Origin of the sequence: Streptomyces triculaminicus (genome assembly GCF_017349075.1) — a bacterium.
In the GTDB taxonomy this organism is placed as follows: Bacteria; Actinomycetota; Actinomycetes; order Streptomycetales; family Streptomycetaceae; genus Streptomyces; species Streptomyces triculaminicus.
Window position 1 is genome coordinate 1,803,555 of sequence record NZ_JAFMOF010000001.1, and the last position, 13,824, is coordinate 1,817,378.

At 70.2% G+C, this 13,824-nt stretch carries 17 protein-coding genes; 2 read left to right on the top strand and 15 right to left on the bottom strand.

Going from position 1 to position 13,824, the window contains the following annotated elements; genetic code table 11:
• Positions 1-74: 74 nt before the first annotated feature.
• On the top strand, positions 75-836 hold the full coding sequence (locus tag J1792_RS08395; RefSeq protein WP_086571261.1) for a phosphoglyceromutase: 762 nt from the start codon (positions 75-77) through the stop codon (positions 834-836).
• Between the two features lie 80 nt (positions 837-916).
• Here J1792_RS08395 and J1792_RS08400 read toward each other — a convergent pair whose 3' ends face one another.
• Positions 917-1,105: a hypothetical protein gene (locus J1792_RS08400; RefSeq protein WP_207246915.1), complete on the bottom strand. Its 189-nt coding sequence runs from the start codon at positions 1,103-1,105 to the stop codon at positions 917-919.
• 328 nt (positions 1,106-1,433) lie between these two features.
• On the opposite strand from J1792_RS08400, the gene J1792_RS08405 reads away from it, so the two are divergent.
• The gene (locus tag J1792_RS08405) at positions 1,434-1,625 is read left to right on the top strand and encodes a hypothetical protein (RefSeq protein ID WP_207246916.1); all 192 of its coding nucleotides are present in this window, start codon (positions 1,434-1,436) and stop codon (positions 1,623-1,625) included.
• 255 nt (positions 1,626-1,880) lie between these two features.
• Here J1792_RS08405 and J1792_RS08410 read toward each other — a convergent pair whose 3' ends face one another.
• From J1792_RS08410 to J1792_RS08475, 14 genes are all read right to left on the bottom strand, one after another.
• The gene (locus J1792_RS08410; protein WP_207246917.1) at positions 1,881-3,101 is read right to left on the bottom strand and encodes a tyrosine-type recombinase/integrase; all 1,221 of its coding nucleotides are present in this window, start codon (positions 3,099-3,101) and stop codon (positions 1,881-1,883) included.
• A gap of 89 nt (positions 3,102-3,190) precedes the next feature.
• Positions 3,191-3,412, bottom strand: a complete 222-nt coding sequence (locus J1792_RS08415) for a helix-turn-helix domain-containing protein (protein WP_207246918.1) — start codon at positions 3,410-3,412, stop codon at positions 3,191-3,193.
• Positions 3,413-3,627: 215 nt separating this feature from the next.
• Positions 3,628-4,791 carry a DUF3631 domain-containing protein gene (locus tag J1792_RS08420; RefSeq protein WP_207246919.1) on the bottom strand — a complete coding sequence of 388 codons (1,164 nt, stop codon included), beginning with the start codon at positions 4,789-4,791 and terminating at the stop codon, positions 3,628-3,630.
• Positions 4,792-5,062: 271 nt separating this feature from the next.
• Positions 5,063-6,145, bottom strand: a complete 1,083-nt coding sequence (locus tag J1792_RS08425; protein WP_307842922.1) for a bifunctional DNA primase/polymerase — start codon at positions 6,143-6,145, stop codon at positions 5,063-5,065.
• An 89-nt stretch (positions 6,146-6,234) separates the two neighbouring features.
• Positions 6,235-6,684, bottom strand: coding sequence for a single-stranded DNA-binding protein (ssb, locus tag J1792_RS08430; RefSeq protein ID WP_207246920.1), 450 nt, complete (start codon positions 6,682-6,684; stop codon positions 6,235-6,237).
• Positions 6,685-6,697: 13 nt separating this feature from the next.
• Positions 6,698-6,859 (bottom strand): hypothetical protein, encoded by a 162-nt coding sequence (locus J1792_RS08435; RefSeq protein ID WP_207246921.1) that lies wholly within the window; start codon positions 6,857-6,859, stop codon positions 6,698-6,700.
• An 11-nt stretch (positions 6,860-6,870) separates the two neighbouring features.
• Positions 6,871-7,353: a hypothetical protein gene (locus tag J1792_RS08440; protein ID WP_242645480.1), complete on the bottom strand. Its 483-nt coding sequence runs from the start codon at positions 7,351-7,353 to the stop codon at positions 6,871-6,873.
• A gap of 181 nt (positions 7,354-7,534) precedes the next feature.
• Positions 7,535-9,586 carry a plasmid transfer protein TraB gene (traB, locus tag J1792_RS08445; RefSeq protein WP_207246922.1) on the bottom strand — a complete coding sequence of 684 codons (2,052 nt, stop codon included), beginning with the start codon at positions 9,584-9,586 and terminating at the stop codon, positions 7,535-7,537.
• A gap of 12 nt (positions 9,587-9,598) precedes the next feature.
• Complete coding sequence (gene traA, locus J1792_RS08450; protein WP_207246923.1) at positions 9,599-10,132, bottom strand: plasmid transfer protein TraA; 534 nt, start codon at positions 10,130-10,132, stop codon at positions 9,599-9,601.
• Positions 10,129-10,551, bottom strand: a complete 423-nt coding sequence (locus J1792_RS08455; RefSeq protein WP_307842923.1) for a hypothetical protein — start codon at positions 10,549-10,551, stop codon at positions 10,129-10,131. Before J1792_RS08455 ends, traA begins: the two co-directional genes overlap by 4 nt.
• A 139-nt stretch (positions 10,552-10,690) precedes the next feature.
• Complete coding sequence (locus J1792_RS08460; RefSeq protein ID WP_207246925.1) at positions 10,691-11,032, bottom strand: RRQRL motif-containing zinc-binding protein; 342 nt, start codon at positions 11,030-11,032, stop codon at positions 10,691-10,693.
• Positions 11,032-12,693: a hypothetical protein gene (locus J1792_RS08465; protein ID WP_207246926.1), complete on the bottom strand. Its 1,662-nt coding sequence runs from the start codon at positions 12,691-12,693 to the stop codon at positions 11,032-11,034. The genes J1792_RS08460 and J1792_RS08465 overlap by 1 nt, the downstream gene beginning before the upstream one ends.
• Entirely contained in the window at positions 12,674-13,084 is a 411-nt protein-coding gene (locus J1792_RS08470) for a hypothetical protein (RefSeq protein ID WP_207246927.1), read from the bottom strand. The genes J1792_RS08465 and J1792_RS08470 overlap by 20 nt, the downstream gene beginning before the upstream one ends.
• Entirely contained in the window at positions 13,081-13,332 is a 252-nt protein-coding gene (locus J1792_RS08475; RefSeq protein WP_207246928.1) for a DUF6284 family protein, read from the bottom strand. Before J1792_RS08475 ends, J1792_RS08470 begins: the two co-directional genes overlap by 4 nt.
• Positions 13,333-13,824 lie beyond the last annotated feature (492 nt).

Genomic DNA, 13,824 nt, shown 5'->3' on the forward strand with positions numbered 1-13,824 from the left:
ACGCCAATGAATTGACGATTACCGTCAACCGTCCCGGGCGCGGGCGCCTCGGCGCGTCGATTACGCTCAAGGGCATGGCCGACGCACCGTACAAGCTGATCCTCCTCCGCCACGGCGAGAGCGAGTGGAACGCGAAGAACCTGTTCACCGGCTGGGTGGACGTCAACCTCAACGAGAAGGGCGAGAAGGAGGCAGTCCGGGGCGGTGAGCTGCTCAAGGACGCCGGCCTGCTCCCGGACGTGGTCCACACCTCCCTCCAGAAGCGCGCCATCCGCACCGCGCAGCTCGCCCTGGAGTCCGCCGACCGCCACTGGATCCCGGTCCACCGCTCCTGGCGCCTGAACGAGCGCCACTACGGAGCCCTGCAGGGCAAGGACAAGGCCCAGACCCTGGCCGAGTTCGGCGAGGAGCAGTTCATGCTCTGGCGCCGCTCGTACGACACCCCGCCGCCGGCGCTCGAGGACGGCACCGAGTTCTCGCAGAGCGACGACCCGCGCTACGCCTCGATCCCCAGCGAGCTGCGCCCGCGCACCGAGTGCCTCAAGGACGTCGTCGTCCGCATGCTGCCGTACTGGTACGACGGCATCGTCCCGGACCTGCTCGCCGGCCGCACGGTCCTCGTCGCCGCGCACGGCAACAGCCTGCGCGCCCTGGTCAAGCACCTCGACGGCGTCTCCGACGCCGACATCGCGGGCCTGAACATCCCCACCGGCATCCCGCTCGCCTACGAGCTCGACGCCGACTTCCGCCCGGTCGTCCCCGGCGGCACCTACCTCGACCCGGAGGCCGCCAAGGCCGCCATCGAGGCCGTGAAGAACCAGGGCAAGAAGAAGTAAGACTGATTGACCAGGCCCCCTACCTGCGCTTTCGCTGCGGGTAGGGGGCTTGTTGCTGTGCTGGGGCCGTCTGTGGGCCGTCAGGCGGTCGTCCTGCGCGGTCGTACCCGGCGGACGGTGACGCGGAGCGCGACCATGAGCACGACCGGGATGACGTAGGGCGGGGGCACGTCGACCCACAGGGCCAGGGCGCCGCCGCCTCCGCCGACCAGGGACAGGGGGAAGCCGCGATGAGCGACGTGGATGAGTAAGCCGGGCTGTGCCACCATGGGCTACCTCCTGGGTTGGTCTCTTGGCAAGAGTGACTACAAATGGAGAAAACGAGCCGCCCCCTGGCCGGGGGGCGGCTCCTCCAATGTAGCGAGACTCTACTCGTGGCCGTGCGCGATAGACAAATTCCCAGCTGAATCGCTGTTTTTGTAGCTACACCAGCGTCTGCGCCTGGAGCTGGTCTGGTTAATAGGTACTTGAATTAGGTGCCCCTCTATTCGGACTTCTACATTCCGGATCCTCTTGATGGGTTCTCCTTCTAGTGACCTAGCCATCCCGATGCCTATCCCGATGCCTATCCCGATGCCTATCCCGATGCCTATCCCGATGGGCATCCCGATGGGCATCCCGATGGGCATCCCGATGGGCATCCCGATGGGCATCCCGATGGGCATCCCGATGGGCATCCCGATGGGCATCCCGATGGGCATCCCGACGGGCATCCCGACGGGCATCCCGCTATGGCTGCGACGCCCGCAATTAGGTCGGCGACCAAGGCCCTCGCTGTGTGTCTTTTAATAGCTGATGCGTGCGCCGAAATGATGGGTCGCCGCACCCTCTTCGGCGGCCGCCTAAAGGATGATTTTGCGCTGTCATGCGGCTCCCGTGGAGAGGTAATTTATTGGCGCGACTTGCGCTGTTTCCTGAGCTGTTTGTGAGGTGGCGTGACCGGGTTTTTGGGCGGGGTTGGGTGTGGTGTGGCGGGGGGTTTTCGGTGGCTGCTGGTGGGATGTGGGTGCCGAGTTTCGGAGGTCTGGCGGCGTCGTGGTTCGTCTACTCGTAGACGGCTGCGATGGCTCTGCGGGCGCGCTCTTGGCTGCCTGGCATGAGGTGCGCGTAGACGCGCAGGGTCAGGGCCGGGTCCGAGTGCCCGAGGTACTCGGCCAAGGCTTTGATGCTCTCGCCCGCGTCCAGCAGAGCGGACGCGTAGAAGTGCCGCAGGGCGTGCATCCCGTGTTCGCGTGCAGCTGCATAGCTGTCGCCTTTCTCCGCGGGAGGGATGACGCCGGCGGCCGCGAGAGCGGGCTTCCAGGCGTCGTCGTTCAGCGATGTTCTCCACACTTGGCCGCCCATGGGGCCGGTGAAGATCAGGCGCTTGGTCACCAGGGGGCCGCTCGCCGTCTTCCACGGCAGTGTGATCTCCACAGGCGGGAATCGCTTCAGGTGAGCCCGCAGGGCATCGGCAACGGGGCCGGGCAGTGGCACGTCTCGCAGCTTGCTGCCCTTGGGCGGGGCGAAGACGGGCCTGCTCCGGCTCAGCTTGAGCTGTTGGACGATGTGCAGGGTGTTGGTGTCGAAGTCGATCGCGTCTTCGGCCACGCCCAGGATCTCGCCCTGGCGCGGCCCGCAGCCTGCACCGAGATCCACCATGGCTTGGTACCGCTCGGGCAACGCGGCACGTACGGCGAACACGCGCTCCGGCGACCATGGCACGACACGCTTCCGTTCTACCGTCGGCGCTTTTACCGAGCGAGCGGAGCACGGGTTGCGCGGCAGGTAACCGTCATCGACGGCGGCGCTCAGCGCCGATCGGACGTTGGAGTAGATGGTCCGGGCGTAGGCGCCGGCGACGCCGTTCTGCTCCATCCGCTTCACCCAGTCGCGGATGTGCTCCGGCTGGAACGACCCGAGCGGGCGCGAGCCGAGATACGGGAAAGCGTGGAGGCGGAGCTGTGACGCCATGGACGCCTCCGTGTTCGGGTCGTTCGCTGCGGTCGGCAGCCACTTCTCGGCGTACTGCTGGAAGGTCGTGCGGCCCAACTGAGGATCGACGTACTGGCCCCGCGACATGTCCGCCTCGATGTGGGCCAGCCACTGGTCGGCTAGGCGTTTCTGGCCGTCCGGGAAGGACTTGCTCTTCTCCGTGCCGTCGGGGGCGACGTAGCGGGCGCGGTAGCGCATGCCGGTGCCGTGGCGTTCGGTCTTCACTCGTCTGGGCTTGCCGCCGGACCCGGTTTCGGTCTTGTACCAGCGGTCTTGGATGTGGCCTGCCATGGAGTGTGGTGGTCCCTTCTGACAACGCCGCTGGGCGGGACCGGCGTGGCCCCGCCCAGCGGCGTAGGTGTGTTGTCTGGGGGGTATCGCTACGCGGCCGCGTCGGCGGCCATGCGCTCCGCCGTCCAGCGATGGACGGCTACAGGGTCGTAGCGCAGGTGCCTGCCGACACGGAATGCGGGCGGCCCAGTGCGCTTCTTGCGCCACTGGTAGACGGTCTCCAGCGGTACGCCGAAGATGGCGGCGACGTCTTCGGGCGTGAGGTAGCGGTCCGGCAGACCGGCGCGTAACGCCTCGGTGGCGGATGCCATGGGGTCTCTCCTTTGTGGAGCGACGGGGTGAAGCTTCCACCCCCTTATGAGATGTCCGCTACATGCGCTTCACCGCTACGTCGCAGGTCAGCAGCGTGTGTTGCGTAGCGGGACGGGCAGATGTAGCGGCTACGGCGCGCTCAGGTGCGCTCTGGCGGGACTGCCGGGCGTCCTGGCGGGGGCGGCGGCACAGCCGCTACATCGAAGGTGTGCCGCTACGCGGGAATGTGCTCTGAGCTGGGCTGTAGCGGGGGAAGCGCCTGTAGCGGCTGCTGGGGATGGGGCGGGCAGTAGCGAGCCCAGGCGTCGTGTAGGTCGGCGGAGTAGTAGCCCTTGAGGACTCCGCCGGAGGTGCGGATGTTCCGGGAGGTGATGGGCTCGTTGTCGGCCGTCATGTACTCGGCGAGTATCCGGGCGAGGCGGCGGGAGTCGAGAGGCTTGCCTTGGAGGTCGGCCCAGGGGGCGTCTTCCAGGGCGTTAAGCCGGTCGATGACGGCGATGGTGGGCAGGCGATCGACGCCGACCATGATGTGGTCGCGTAGGTCGGTGAGCAGCCGGATGCCCAGGCTGCCCTTGTCGTCGACCTGGGAGGCTTTGACCAGTTCCGCGCAGGCGGAGCGGGCCCGCTTGGGCCAGTCGCCGCCGGCGGCGTCGGCGACTGCGAGCAGCGGCTCCCACACGTCGGCGGGGCGGTCGGTGACTCCTTCGGGCAGTTCCGGCCATGCGTCGCGGACTTGCTCGCGGACCTGACCAGCCCAGGCGGCGAGTCCGTCTCGCAGGACGTGGCCTTCCTTCTCGTGGAGCCGCTGTCGGTAGGGCTCCACGCGCTCGTTCCTGGCCCGACGGCGCATGCGGATGATGACGGAGCGGGTCAGGATCGTGTCGGGCAGGGAGCCGAGTCCGGCGACCGCGACGCCGGTGTAGGAGGGGAATGCCTGTACGGTCTGGTTCCCGCCGTCGCCGATGCACCGGTAGGTGACTCCGGAGCGGCGGTGGCCGGCGTTGAGGAAGCCTCGTAGTTCCTCGTTGTCCCCGGCTTTGGGCCCGAAGACGGTGTCAATCTCGTCGAAGAGGATCGTCGGCCGCCCCTCACTCCCGGATACGGCCCGGAAGAGTGCGGCGGCCGAGGCATTGACCGCGACCATGGGGTGCGGCACGAGGGTCTCCACGATCTCCAGCGCGCGGGACTTACCGGACCCGGGCTCCGGGGAGAGGAAGGCCAGGCGCGGTGTGCTGTCGAAGGCGTCGAGAAGGTGAGCGTGGGCGTCCCACAAGGCGACGGCGACATAGGCCGCTTCGCGTGGGAAGACATTGAAGCGGCGGTGGAAAGCTTCGACTTCGCCGAGCAGTGCGGCGCCGTCGATGGGCTGCTCGGTCATGCGGCGTTCCTCCTTTCTGCGGGGGCGGCGGGAGCTCCCGTGCAGAAGTGCTTGTGGGCCTCGTACTCGGTGACCAGGGCAGCCACGGCGTGCTCTCCGGCGGCGGTGCCGGTCTCGCCGCAGGGGCAGACGTAGGCGGCGGTGGGGGTGGCGCCGTAGTGCTTGGACCAGCGGGCGCCGTCGTCGTGGGAGCGGTAGACCGGCGGGGCGCAGATGCGGATGCCGGGCCTGTCCGGTGTCGGGTCGGTGGTGCTGTGGCGCGCGTGGCCGATCAGGTGCCGGTCAGAACGAAAAGCTGAAAGGACGCCCTGACGGGCGGCCTTTCCTCGGCCGCACGTGTTGAGCAGGGGCTCGGTGCTGTTGGCGGTGTGCTGCTGGGCAGCGGTGAAAGACGGCGTTTGGGGTTCGGGCGGGGGCGGGTTGTGGGGCATGCCGTCTCCCGGGGCCGGCAGGTCCGGGCGGAGTAGGCCAGAGCATCGCGGATCGTCGCCCGGCATTCGGCCGGAGACAGCCCGATGGACTCCCCCGCCGCCCCAAACGCCTCTTCGACCACGTCGCGGGGGATGTCGCCCCAGGCCACGAAGCGCCCGATGGCGATGGTGCGTGCCAGCAGGAGCTTGTGCCGCTGGCCCTTTGGCGCTGCCCGGACCACGGCCACCTCTCGGTCCAGGGCGACTTCGGCCCGCCGGGTGCCCCGTCCGGGGATCCGGAGCGGGCCGGGCTGCCTTGGAGGCTCAGGCGGGGCGTGGAGGTGATCCAAGAGCCATTCGGGCAGTTCCGCCACGGGCCCGGGGACGATGGCTTCGTAGGCGCCCAAGCTGGTGATGCTGCCTGCCGCGACGATGTTGCCGCCCCAGGCGCGGGTGTCGATGTGCGGGGCGAACGTGCCGGCAGTGGAGGGCAGGCGGGTGCCGGGCTGGGTCTGGAAGTACAGGTGCATGCCGCCGCTGGGCGTCCGCACTGTGTAGGTGATGGGCCAGGGCTTTCCGGCGCGCTCGCAGAGCGCCTTGAAGGACGTCGCGCCGTCAGGCGCGTCCTTCTCGCTCTTCTCCTTGGACACGTCCAGATCGACGACCAGGAGGTTCGAGGGGCCCGTGGCGATGCCGACGTTGAACGGGCCGGCGGCCCAGGCGGCGCGGATGCGATCGGGGTTGGTGGTGGCGCGCTGCTCCCACTTGCGGTGCCCATCGGCACATTCGCCGATGCGGGGGCAGGAGCGTTCTCCGTGGAGTGCGGAGCCTTTGGCGCTCGGGCGGAGGGGATGGACGCGCCAGCCGTGCTCGGCGGCAGCTAACGCGGCGTCCAGGAGCGCCATGCGGTGGGGTGCTCGCCGGATGGGGTCGGGTTGAGTCATGCTGGATGCCTCCAACAGGTCTGTTGTGGGCTGGTTGGCCGGGGCGACCGTGCGACTTTGGCGAGACGGAGCGGTCGCCCCGGGCGGATCTAGAACGGCGGCTCGTCACCGGCCGGCGCGGGCGCCGGAGATCCAGCGGTGGCCCACGCGTCGCTGGCTGGCGCGGACTGGGTGCGCTTGCCGTCGATGGTGACTGTGGTGAAGCGCATGCTGGCGCCGATGTCGTCGATCTCCAGCGCGAGCATGGAGCGGTTCTCGCCTTCGGGGGTCTGCCAGTTGTGCTGGCGGATGCGGCCGAATGCCACGACGCGGGAGCCCTTGGCCAGGGATCCCGCGATGTGCTCGGCCAGGGTCCGCCAGGCGGCGCAGCGGAAGAAGGTGGACGTGCCGTCCTTCCACTGGTTGTTCTCCCGGTCGAACGTGCGCGGGGTCGCGGCGATGGTGAACTTCGCCAGCGCCTGGCCGGAAGGCGTGTACCTCAGTTCCGGGTCGCTGGTCAGGTTGCCGACGACGGTGATCGGGGTCTCTCCGAACGACATGCTGGTCTCCTCGTTATTCGGTGCCGGTGTAGTGGGCGAGGTAGCCGGGGCAGGGCGAGTCGGGGCAGTCGCAGCCGCCGCACTCGTTGCAGATGTCGCCGGTGCACCAGTCGCACAGCACGTGGCCGGGGCAGCCGTAGTCGGTGCACTCGTCGCAATAGGCGTCGTCGAACACGCGAAGTCCTTTCAGCGGTTGTTGATGGTGCCGTTTGCGCGGCCGAAGAGGCCGGTGGCGGTGACCTGCACGATCTGGGTGGTCTCGGTGTGCTCCTCGCGGGGTCGGCCGCAGACGGCGCGGAGGATCGCTACGGCGCCCAGGGGGACCAGCACGAGGAGCGCTGCGGCGGCCCACAGGGCGTGGGCGGCGGCGATCAGCCCGGGCGCGGCGGCGGAGAGTCCGTAGCCGGCTGCGGCGATGCCGCCGCCGACGGTGGGGGCGAGGAGCGCGGTGGTCTTGGCCCATGAGGGGACCGGCCGCACCACCGGCACGGGCGCGAGTTCTGGCTGGACGGGGGTTAGGGCGTAGCCGGTGATCAGACGCCCGTCGGGAAGCTGGATCGTCTGGACGTCGGGCAGCGGGCCAGGCTGGACGGGGATGAGCGGGGCGGGGGTGGGCTCGGTGATCGGGATGGGGTGATGGGTGGTGGGCGGGTGTTCGGGCAGGGGCATGGCAGGGCTCCCTACGGTTGCGAGGGCGGCCCCGCGCCGGGTGGCGCGGGGCCGCATGGGCGGGGGTGTCAGGCACGGCCGCCGGGGGTGTCACGGGGCGGTGTCAGGGGCCGCGTGACGGCGTGTGACGGCGCGTCTGCCTAGGGGTTTGGGTGTCAGGCCGTCGTGACGGTGTCAGGTGTCAGGCGGCCGTCAGAGCAGGGACGATCCGCCACCGGCCGGTCTGGGCGGTCGGCTCCAGACGGCCCTCAAGGGCCGCCTCCTTCAGCCGTGCGGAGACCCACGGGCGGCTGTAGCCGTTCGCGTCGCACCAGTCGGTGAAGTCCTTCGGGCCCACGATCATTCGGCCCTCGGACTCGAACTCGGCCAGTGCCTGGGCGAGTAGCTGCCGGGCTTCCTCGGGAGACGGCTTGCGGCCTGTGTCCTGCCCGAACAGCGGGGCGTCGTCGCCGGGTTCGGCGCTGGGCAGGTCGGCTTCCGGGTCAAGGTGGGTGTCCTCGGGGTCGATCAGCGGGCCGCCGTCCATCTCGATCTCGCCCTCCCCCTCGCCGGCCCATGCTGGGGCCGGTTGATCGGTACCGGGGGCCGCCCGGCCGGTGTAGAGCTGCCCGGCGACACTGGCGGCCGCCTGGGCGGTGACAGGGCCCGCAGTCGCTCCGTTGCGCTGGGCCCAAGAGGCCAGCACCTCCAGGACGGACACGGAACGGACTGTGAAGTTGAAGGTCCGGCCCGGAGAGGGATATCGGTCCTCGGGGATGCCGGGGCTGACCGTGTAGCAGTAGCCGGGGCGACGGTTACCCCAGGCGCCGGGGTGGGCCCCGGCGTCCAGCACTGCTTCGGGAAGGGAGAATCCCTCGTCGCGCGGGTCGCAGCCCAGCGCGATCACGGACGGCAGGGAGGCACGCGTGCTGGTGCTCATCTGGTCGTAGCTGGGGCGCTGGAGGGAGACGACCAGGGCGATGCCGGCGGAGCGCGCTTCCTGGGCGATGCCGGTGAACGCGTCGTCCCCCAGCGCTCGCAGCGTGTTGGCGGCCTCCTCCATCCACGCCACCAGGAACGGCATGCCGGGGCATCCGCACGCGGTGCCGTCCTTGCGACAGGAGTGCTTAGGGCTGGTCTGGGTCTGGGCTGCCTCGGGGAGCCACTGGCGGTAGCCGTGGGCACCCAGCCACCGGGTCCGGGCCGGGATTGCGGCCTTGATGGCCTCCACCATGACCTCGGTGCCGGAGCCGCCCTCCACGCTCCAGTCCAGACCAGGCCGCAGCGGCCCGAAGTCCTGGAACATCTTCGGGTCGGACATCCAGACGACCACGTCGCAGCGAGAGAGGATCTCGGTAAGCAGGTTGAGCGCCGTGTCGCCTTTGCCGGAACCGGAAACGCCCGCGACCAGCACGTGGGTCGAGTTGCGTCCGGCTTCCGGGTCACCGGGCAGCCACAGCAGGAGCGGCGAGCCGTCGTCGTAGCGACCGATGACCAGTGGTTCGGCAATGGAGCCGCCCAGGTTCGACGGCCCCATCCATTCGATCGCTTCCGCGAGCATGTCTTCCGGGACGATGACCAGTTCGCCGCGGCGGGCCGAGGACGGGTCCGGCTGGTACCGGATGGCCGTGGTCGGCAGGTCCAGTGCGGACGCGAGCCTCGAGAGGCTCTTGGTCACGTCGTCGTTGGTCTGCTCGCCGGCCTCCAGCTCGATCGGCGCGGTGACGCGGTTCGGGTCCACCTTCACCGCACCGATCTGCGCCCGGGCCAGGCCGACCTTCTCCAGCAGCCCCTTGTCCGCGCCCTCACCAGCAGCGCCGTCGACGCTCCGCCGCATGAGCATGCGGACGTTCCACGACAGCGCCACGACCGGGCCGCCCATCAGATACAGGTCCGGCAGCGGCCCGGCCGTCGGCCCCGCCAGACACGCGGCCGTGACCCAGGCGGAACCTGCGGCCACGGTGATGGCCGAGTGGAGACGCCTCTGCTGGCTTGTCGACCGGGCCGCCCACCAGGTGGCGCCCGTGAGGGCGACGGAAGCAAGAGTCAGGCCCACGCCAGCCGCCACGCTCTCGGACCACTTCAGGCTGCCCAGCGCACCGGCCAGGCCAGCCCCGCCGACCCCGAGCCAGGGCGGAAGGTGGGGCTTGGCCCGATGCAGCAGGTACGCCCGGACACCGGCACCATCGGAGGCGCCCCGCAGCTGCTCTTCGTGCTGCTGCTCAGCGGTACTGCGCTCACGCATGTCTCGCATGGCCGCTCCCCCTTACTGCTGGGCCCAGTCCATGCGCGGCACCTGGGGGCGCCGGGCACGGTGCCGGACACGATTGATCTCTTCCTCGTACTCCTGCTGGAACGAGGCGTACGCAGCCGCCGCGTTCTTCGCCGCGTCCCGCAACGCGTCGCCTGAGCGCTGCAGCTTGCGAGCCACCTTGTGCGCGCGCAGCCGCGACGCGCCCAGCCGGCCGTCGGGGTCCGGAACGGCGGCGAGCACGCCTTTGAGGATCTCGGCGCCCATGGCCACCTCGATGGCGAGGGTCACCGCTGCGGCGCGGAGGCTGTTGCAGTAGTTCCGCACCTGGGCCGGGGAGGTGAACTCCGGCGGCGGAAGCAACTCGGGGGAGCCGCCCCGGTGGGCCGCAGCGGGGCTTCCGCCGCCCCTGCCGGCGGTGTTGACGTTCACCGTGAACCCGGGGGAGAACGTCGCCCCGAAGCTCTTGGAGTTGAACTTGGTGCTGTTGCTCTTGAAGCCGCTGGCCCCCGCGTACGGGTCGCCGGCGGCAAAGCCACGGGAGGTCATCGAGTCTCCTTAGACGCAGGGAGCGGGCGGGCGACGAACCAGACGAGATGAGCAGCGATCACCAGCGCCAGCCACCAACCGCCCAGGGGTCCGGTAAGCGGGCCGAACGCGGCGGCCATGGCCGCCCAGGCGAGCGCGGTGGTCGACAGCAGCGCGAGGGCCACGCGCCAGAAACGCACCGTGGCTCGCTCGGTCGGGTAGCGGCGATGCACGGTCACCAGCCAGACCAGCGGCGCGGCCGCGACGGGGGCGAGCACCAGGCCCGACCACCAGGCCATCGCGTGCAGCAGGGCCGTGGTCAGCAGGACCGCCAAGGCGAGCAGCAGCGGGAGAAGCCCGCGCCGGTGTGCCCACAGCTTCCGGCCGATGAAGAACAGCAGCTCATGCGAGAGCGGGATCCGTTCGGGGACGACGATCACGAACGGCTCGCTCGAGCGGCGCCCGCGCCTTTGGCGCGGGATGCGGACAGTCGTTGTACGAGGGGTCACAGGAACTCCCGGAAGGCGAGAGTGGGTGAGCCGGGCACCTCAGCGGGGACCGGGCTCGGGACTGGAGGGCTCAAGCGGCCAGGACAGGAGCGGCCGCGTCGGCACAGGTGACGCATACGCCGAGCGACGGCGGGATGCAGTACCCGACATCCACGCGGCAGGCGGGGCAGGTGCGGCGGGCGGCCATTGCCTTGCCGAGAGCGGCCTGCCGGGCCGGCGTCATCGGCCGGACCGGCTTGGCCGCGTCGATGCGGTAGAGGTAGGCCACCAGCGGCCCACGGCCACGCCGTGGGCGCTGAAGCTCCGCCGCCACCTCCTGCCCACCGGGCCGCAAACCCAGCACGCGAAGCTGACGGCGCGTGGCCAGACCCTCCGGGGCCAGACGCCACCGGTAGACGGGAAGGGCGCCCATCAGCCGGCCGGGGTCAGGTCATGACCGTTGATCGCGGCCAGGGCGCGCGGCTGGTGCGCGGCAAGCTGCGCGGCGCGCGCGGCACGGAAGTCCCTTAGCCAGTTGCGGGCGTTTCCAGGATCCACGCCGAACTTGGCGGCCATCTCGGCCGCGCTCGGCTCTTCGTGCCCGTCGGCTGTCAGGCGGTGCAGGTAGTAGGTCCAGCCTTCCTGCTTTGCCTCGGACTTCCACACCGGACCGTCCCCGCTCAGCGCGGCATCCGGGGCCTGCGGCCGCATGCCGGCCAAGTCCCCGTGGAGGCGGTCGCGCAGGACGGCGGCTTCCTCGATCTGCCCGTTGACCTGCGCCAGCGCCGCCATGCGGGCCTGGTGCAGGGAATCGAGTTCACGGAGCTTCACGGCCAGGTCATCGGCGCGGGCCTGGCGGTCGTCAACCTGCTGCCCGGCGTCCTTGAGGATGTGCTCCGCGCGCCGTCGCGCGGCCGTCTCCTCCTGCCGCGCGTTCTCCGCGCGGTGCTCAGCCTCTGCCGCGCGCTGCCGCGCGGCTTCCGCCTGCCCGTCGGCCTCCTCGCCACGGGCCACCAGCGCGGCGTGCTCTCCCCGCGCTGTCTCCAGCTCCCGCCGCGCGGCACCCAAATCGTCCTGGGCACGCTGTCGCGCGGTCTCGGCATCCTGTCGCGCGGTTTCCGCGCGCTGCCGCGCATCCTCCGCTTCCTGCCGCGCGGTCTGGGCCTGCGCGGCGAGCGCGGAGGCTTCCAGACGCTGAGCGGCGGGGGTGATGGCGAGATCCTCGATCAGGGTCAGGACCGCAGCGGTGTCCCGGTAGTCCAGCTGCGCGACCTCTTCCGCGCGGGTCAGGGCTCCCAGCCGACGGACCAGCGCGAGCGACTGCCCCGTGTCGGTGGCCACGTCCGCGCGGTCCAAGGCCTTCTGGGCCTTGCCGCGCAGCCGTCGCACCCTGGCCGGCCTGGCGGTGTCCAGGGCGAGCCGGAGGCGGTAGATACGCAGGGCCGCCCGCTGAGCGAGCGCGGCCCGGGCGATCGCGGAAGAAGAACTGCGCGCGTCCAGCCCGAGCACGGCGAACAGACTCGCCCAGCCGTGCTGCCACAACAGCGCCACCAGCCGCACTGGCCCCGGACGCGCGGTCTCTTCGTGCTCACCTGCGCGAGCGTGGTGCAGCTTGCTGCGGAGCTGGAGCTCGATCAGCCATGCGGCCAGGGCCGGGACGGCGGCCAGCACGGGACGTGCCCACCAGTTCGGGGCGTGAATGGCGTTCATAGCGGCGGAGAAGGCAACCAGTGTCCAGGCGGTGCGGTGCATGAGCCGCAGCTCACGCGTCCACCCCACGTCCGGGTCGGCCGCCCGGTACATCATCACCAGCAGCGTCATCTCGGCCGCGTCGAACACCGCGATGAACGCAACTGCGAGCACGGTCGGCAGGGCGCAGGTGTCGGTGGCGAAGCCCCATAGACCGTGAATGGAGACGGCTACGCCGCCCAGCGCCACCACGGCCTGCGGGCCGATCCCCGCCAGCCATACCGACTTCCGCAGTCGACCCACGCCCCACGTGGCCAGGCCCAGCACCAGGATCGCCGCTACGAGCGGCAGCCCCCAGGCCAACGGTCCGGACATGGGGAACAGGTCAGGAAGGAAGGAACGCATCGTGTCCCTCCTTCACCATCACCGGGACCGTGCGCCAGGTGTCCTCCGCCGCCGGCCGAGCGGCGGAGGACGGCCTCCAGCCGTCCGACGCGGCGCCGTGCATGACTGCCCGCTCCTTCGCGGCCTGCAGGGTGCGGTGGATGCTGTGCGGCTGGCCGTAGTGCAGCAGCAGCCACCGCCCCACCACGGCAGGCTTCTCCTCCAGCGCGCGTCGCAGCTTCGCCACCTCGCTCTCGGCCGCCTCCGCCCGCACCGTCAGATCCCACACCTCATGGATGCGGGCCAGCAGCGAACGTTCTGCTTGCGCCCGGATCTCAGCGGCGCGCAGACGGGCCTTGTGCGTCTCCTCCAGCAGGCTCTCCAGCCGGCGGGGCGTGATCAGGCGGATCACGCCGCACCCCCTACAGCCGGCCTGTTCGTCAGCGCCCGAAGCGCGGCGAGCACTCGGCGGCGGGCCCGGCGCAGCCTCCGGGTGTCCAGCTCCGACAGCGGCCGGTCCAGCAGGCTGATCTCGACGTTCAGCAGCTCCACCTCAGCGAGCGTCAGGGGCATCTCGGCCTCGATGGCGTCCAGCTCAGCTGCCGTCGGCTCCACGGCATCGGCGGTAACGACCGCCGGGAAGAGATCGATGGTCTTCACGGGTCGTGCTCCCTTCAGCAGGAACGGCCCTTGCGGCTCCGGTGTGGCATCACCGGGGCCGCGCGGCGTTGGGGACGGCTACTCGATCAGCACGAGCGGCCACGGCCGCCCGACTCCGGCCGTCAGAGACGGAGGAATCGGGGACCGTGAGCACTGGTGCTCAAACGTGGGCGGACGGCCCACGGAGCGTTCTGTGGTTTCAGATCACGTATGCCAGTCACCGCCCACGCGGGGCGGATCCGGGCAGGTCACCCGGCCCGACATGGGCAGTCGGGGTGGTAACCCGCACCCATCGACCACACGTGTTCATGTGGCTGGGTCGGCACACTGTTGAGTTCTCAAGAAGCGGGCGCGTCCTTCGAGCCGGGGCTCTCGGGGCGACCAGGCGCAGCGAAGCACCTGCACTCATGCACTCATGTGCAGGAGTGCCATCTAAGAGAGTGCCCGGCTCCTGTATATGAGTCAACCCGTCGCGCCGAAAGCTGCGCGACG

Excerpts from the sequence above, each read along its gene's own strand:
- traA (WP_207246923.1), bottom strand. The coding sequence starts at position 10,132 with ATGACCTCCCGTGGCTTTGCCGCCGGCGACCCGTACGCGGGGGCCAGC.
- J1792_RS08420 (WP_207246919.1), bottom strand. The coding sequence starts at position 4,791 with ATGACCGAGCAGCCCATCGACGGCGCCGCACTGCTCGGCGAAGTCGAA.
- J1792_RS08405 (WP_207246916.1), top strand. The coding sequence starts at position 1,434 with ATGGGCATCCCGATGGGCATCCCGATGGGCATCCCGATGGGCATCCCG.
- J1792_RS08400 (WP_207246915.1), bottom strand. The coding sequence starts at position 1,105 with ATGGTGGCACAGCCCGGCTTACTCATCCACGTCGCTCATCGCGGCTTC.
- J1792_RS08410 (WP_207246917.1), bottom strand. The coding sequence starts at position 3,101 with ATGGCAGGCCACATCCAAGACCGCTGGTACAAGACCGAAACCGGGTCC.
- J1792_RS08395 (WP_086571261.1), top strand. The coding sequence starts at position 75 with ATGGCCGACGCACCGTACAAGCTGATCCTCCTCCGCCACGGCGAGAGC.
- J1792_RS08460 (WP_207246925.1), bottom strand. The coding sequence starts at position 11,032 with ATGGGCGCCCTTCCCGTCTACCGGTGGCGTCTGGCCCCGGAGGGTCTG.
- J1792_RS08440 (WP_242645480.1), bottom strand. The coding sequence starts at position 7,353 with ATGCCCCTGCCCGAACACCCGCCCACCACCCATCACCCCATCCCGATC.
- ssb (WP_207246920.1), bottom strand. The coding sequence starts at position 6,684 with ATGTCGTTCGGAGAGACCCCGATCACCGTCGTCGGCAACCTGACCAGC.
- J1792_RS08465 (WP_207246926.1), bottom strand. The coding sequence starts at position 12,693 with ATGCGTTCCTTCCTTCCTGACCTGTTCCCCATGTCCGGACCGTTGGCC.
- traB (WP_207246922.1), bottom strand. The coding sequence starts at position 9,586 with ATGCGAGACATGCGTGAGCGCAGTACCGCTGAGCAGCAGCACGAAGAG.
- J1792_RS08425 (WP_307842922.1), bottom strand. The coding sequence starts at position 6,145 with ATGACTCAACCCGACCCCATCCGGCGAGCACCCCACCGCATGGCGCTC.
- J1792_RS08415 (WP_207246918.1), bottom strand. The coding sequence starts at position 3,412 with ATGGCATCCGCCACCGAGGCGTTACGCGCCGGTCTGCCGGACCGCTAC.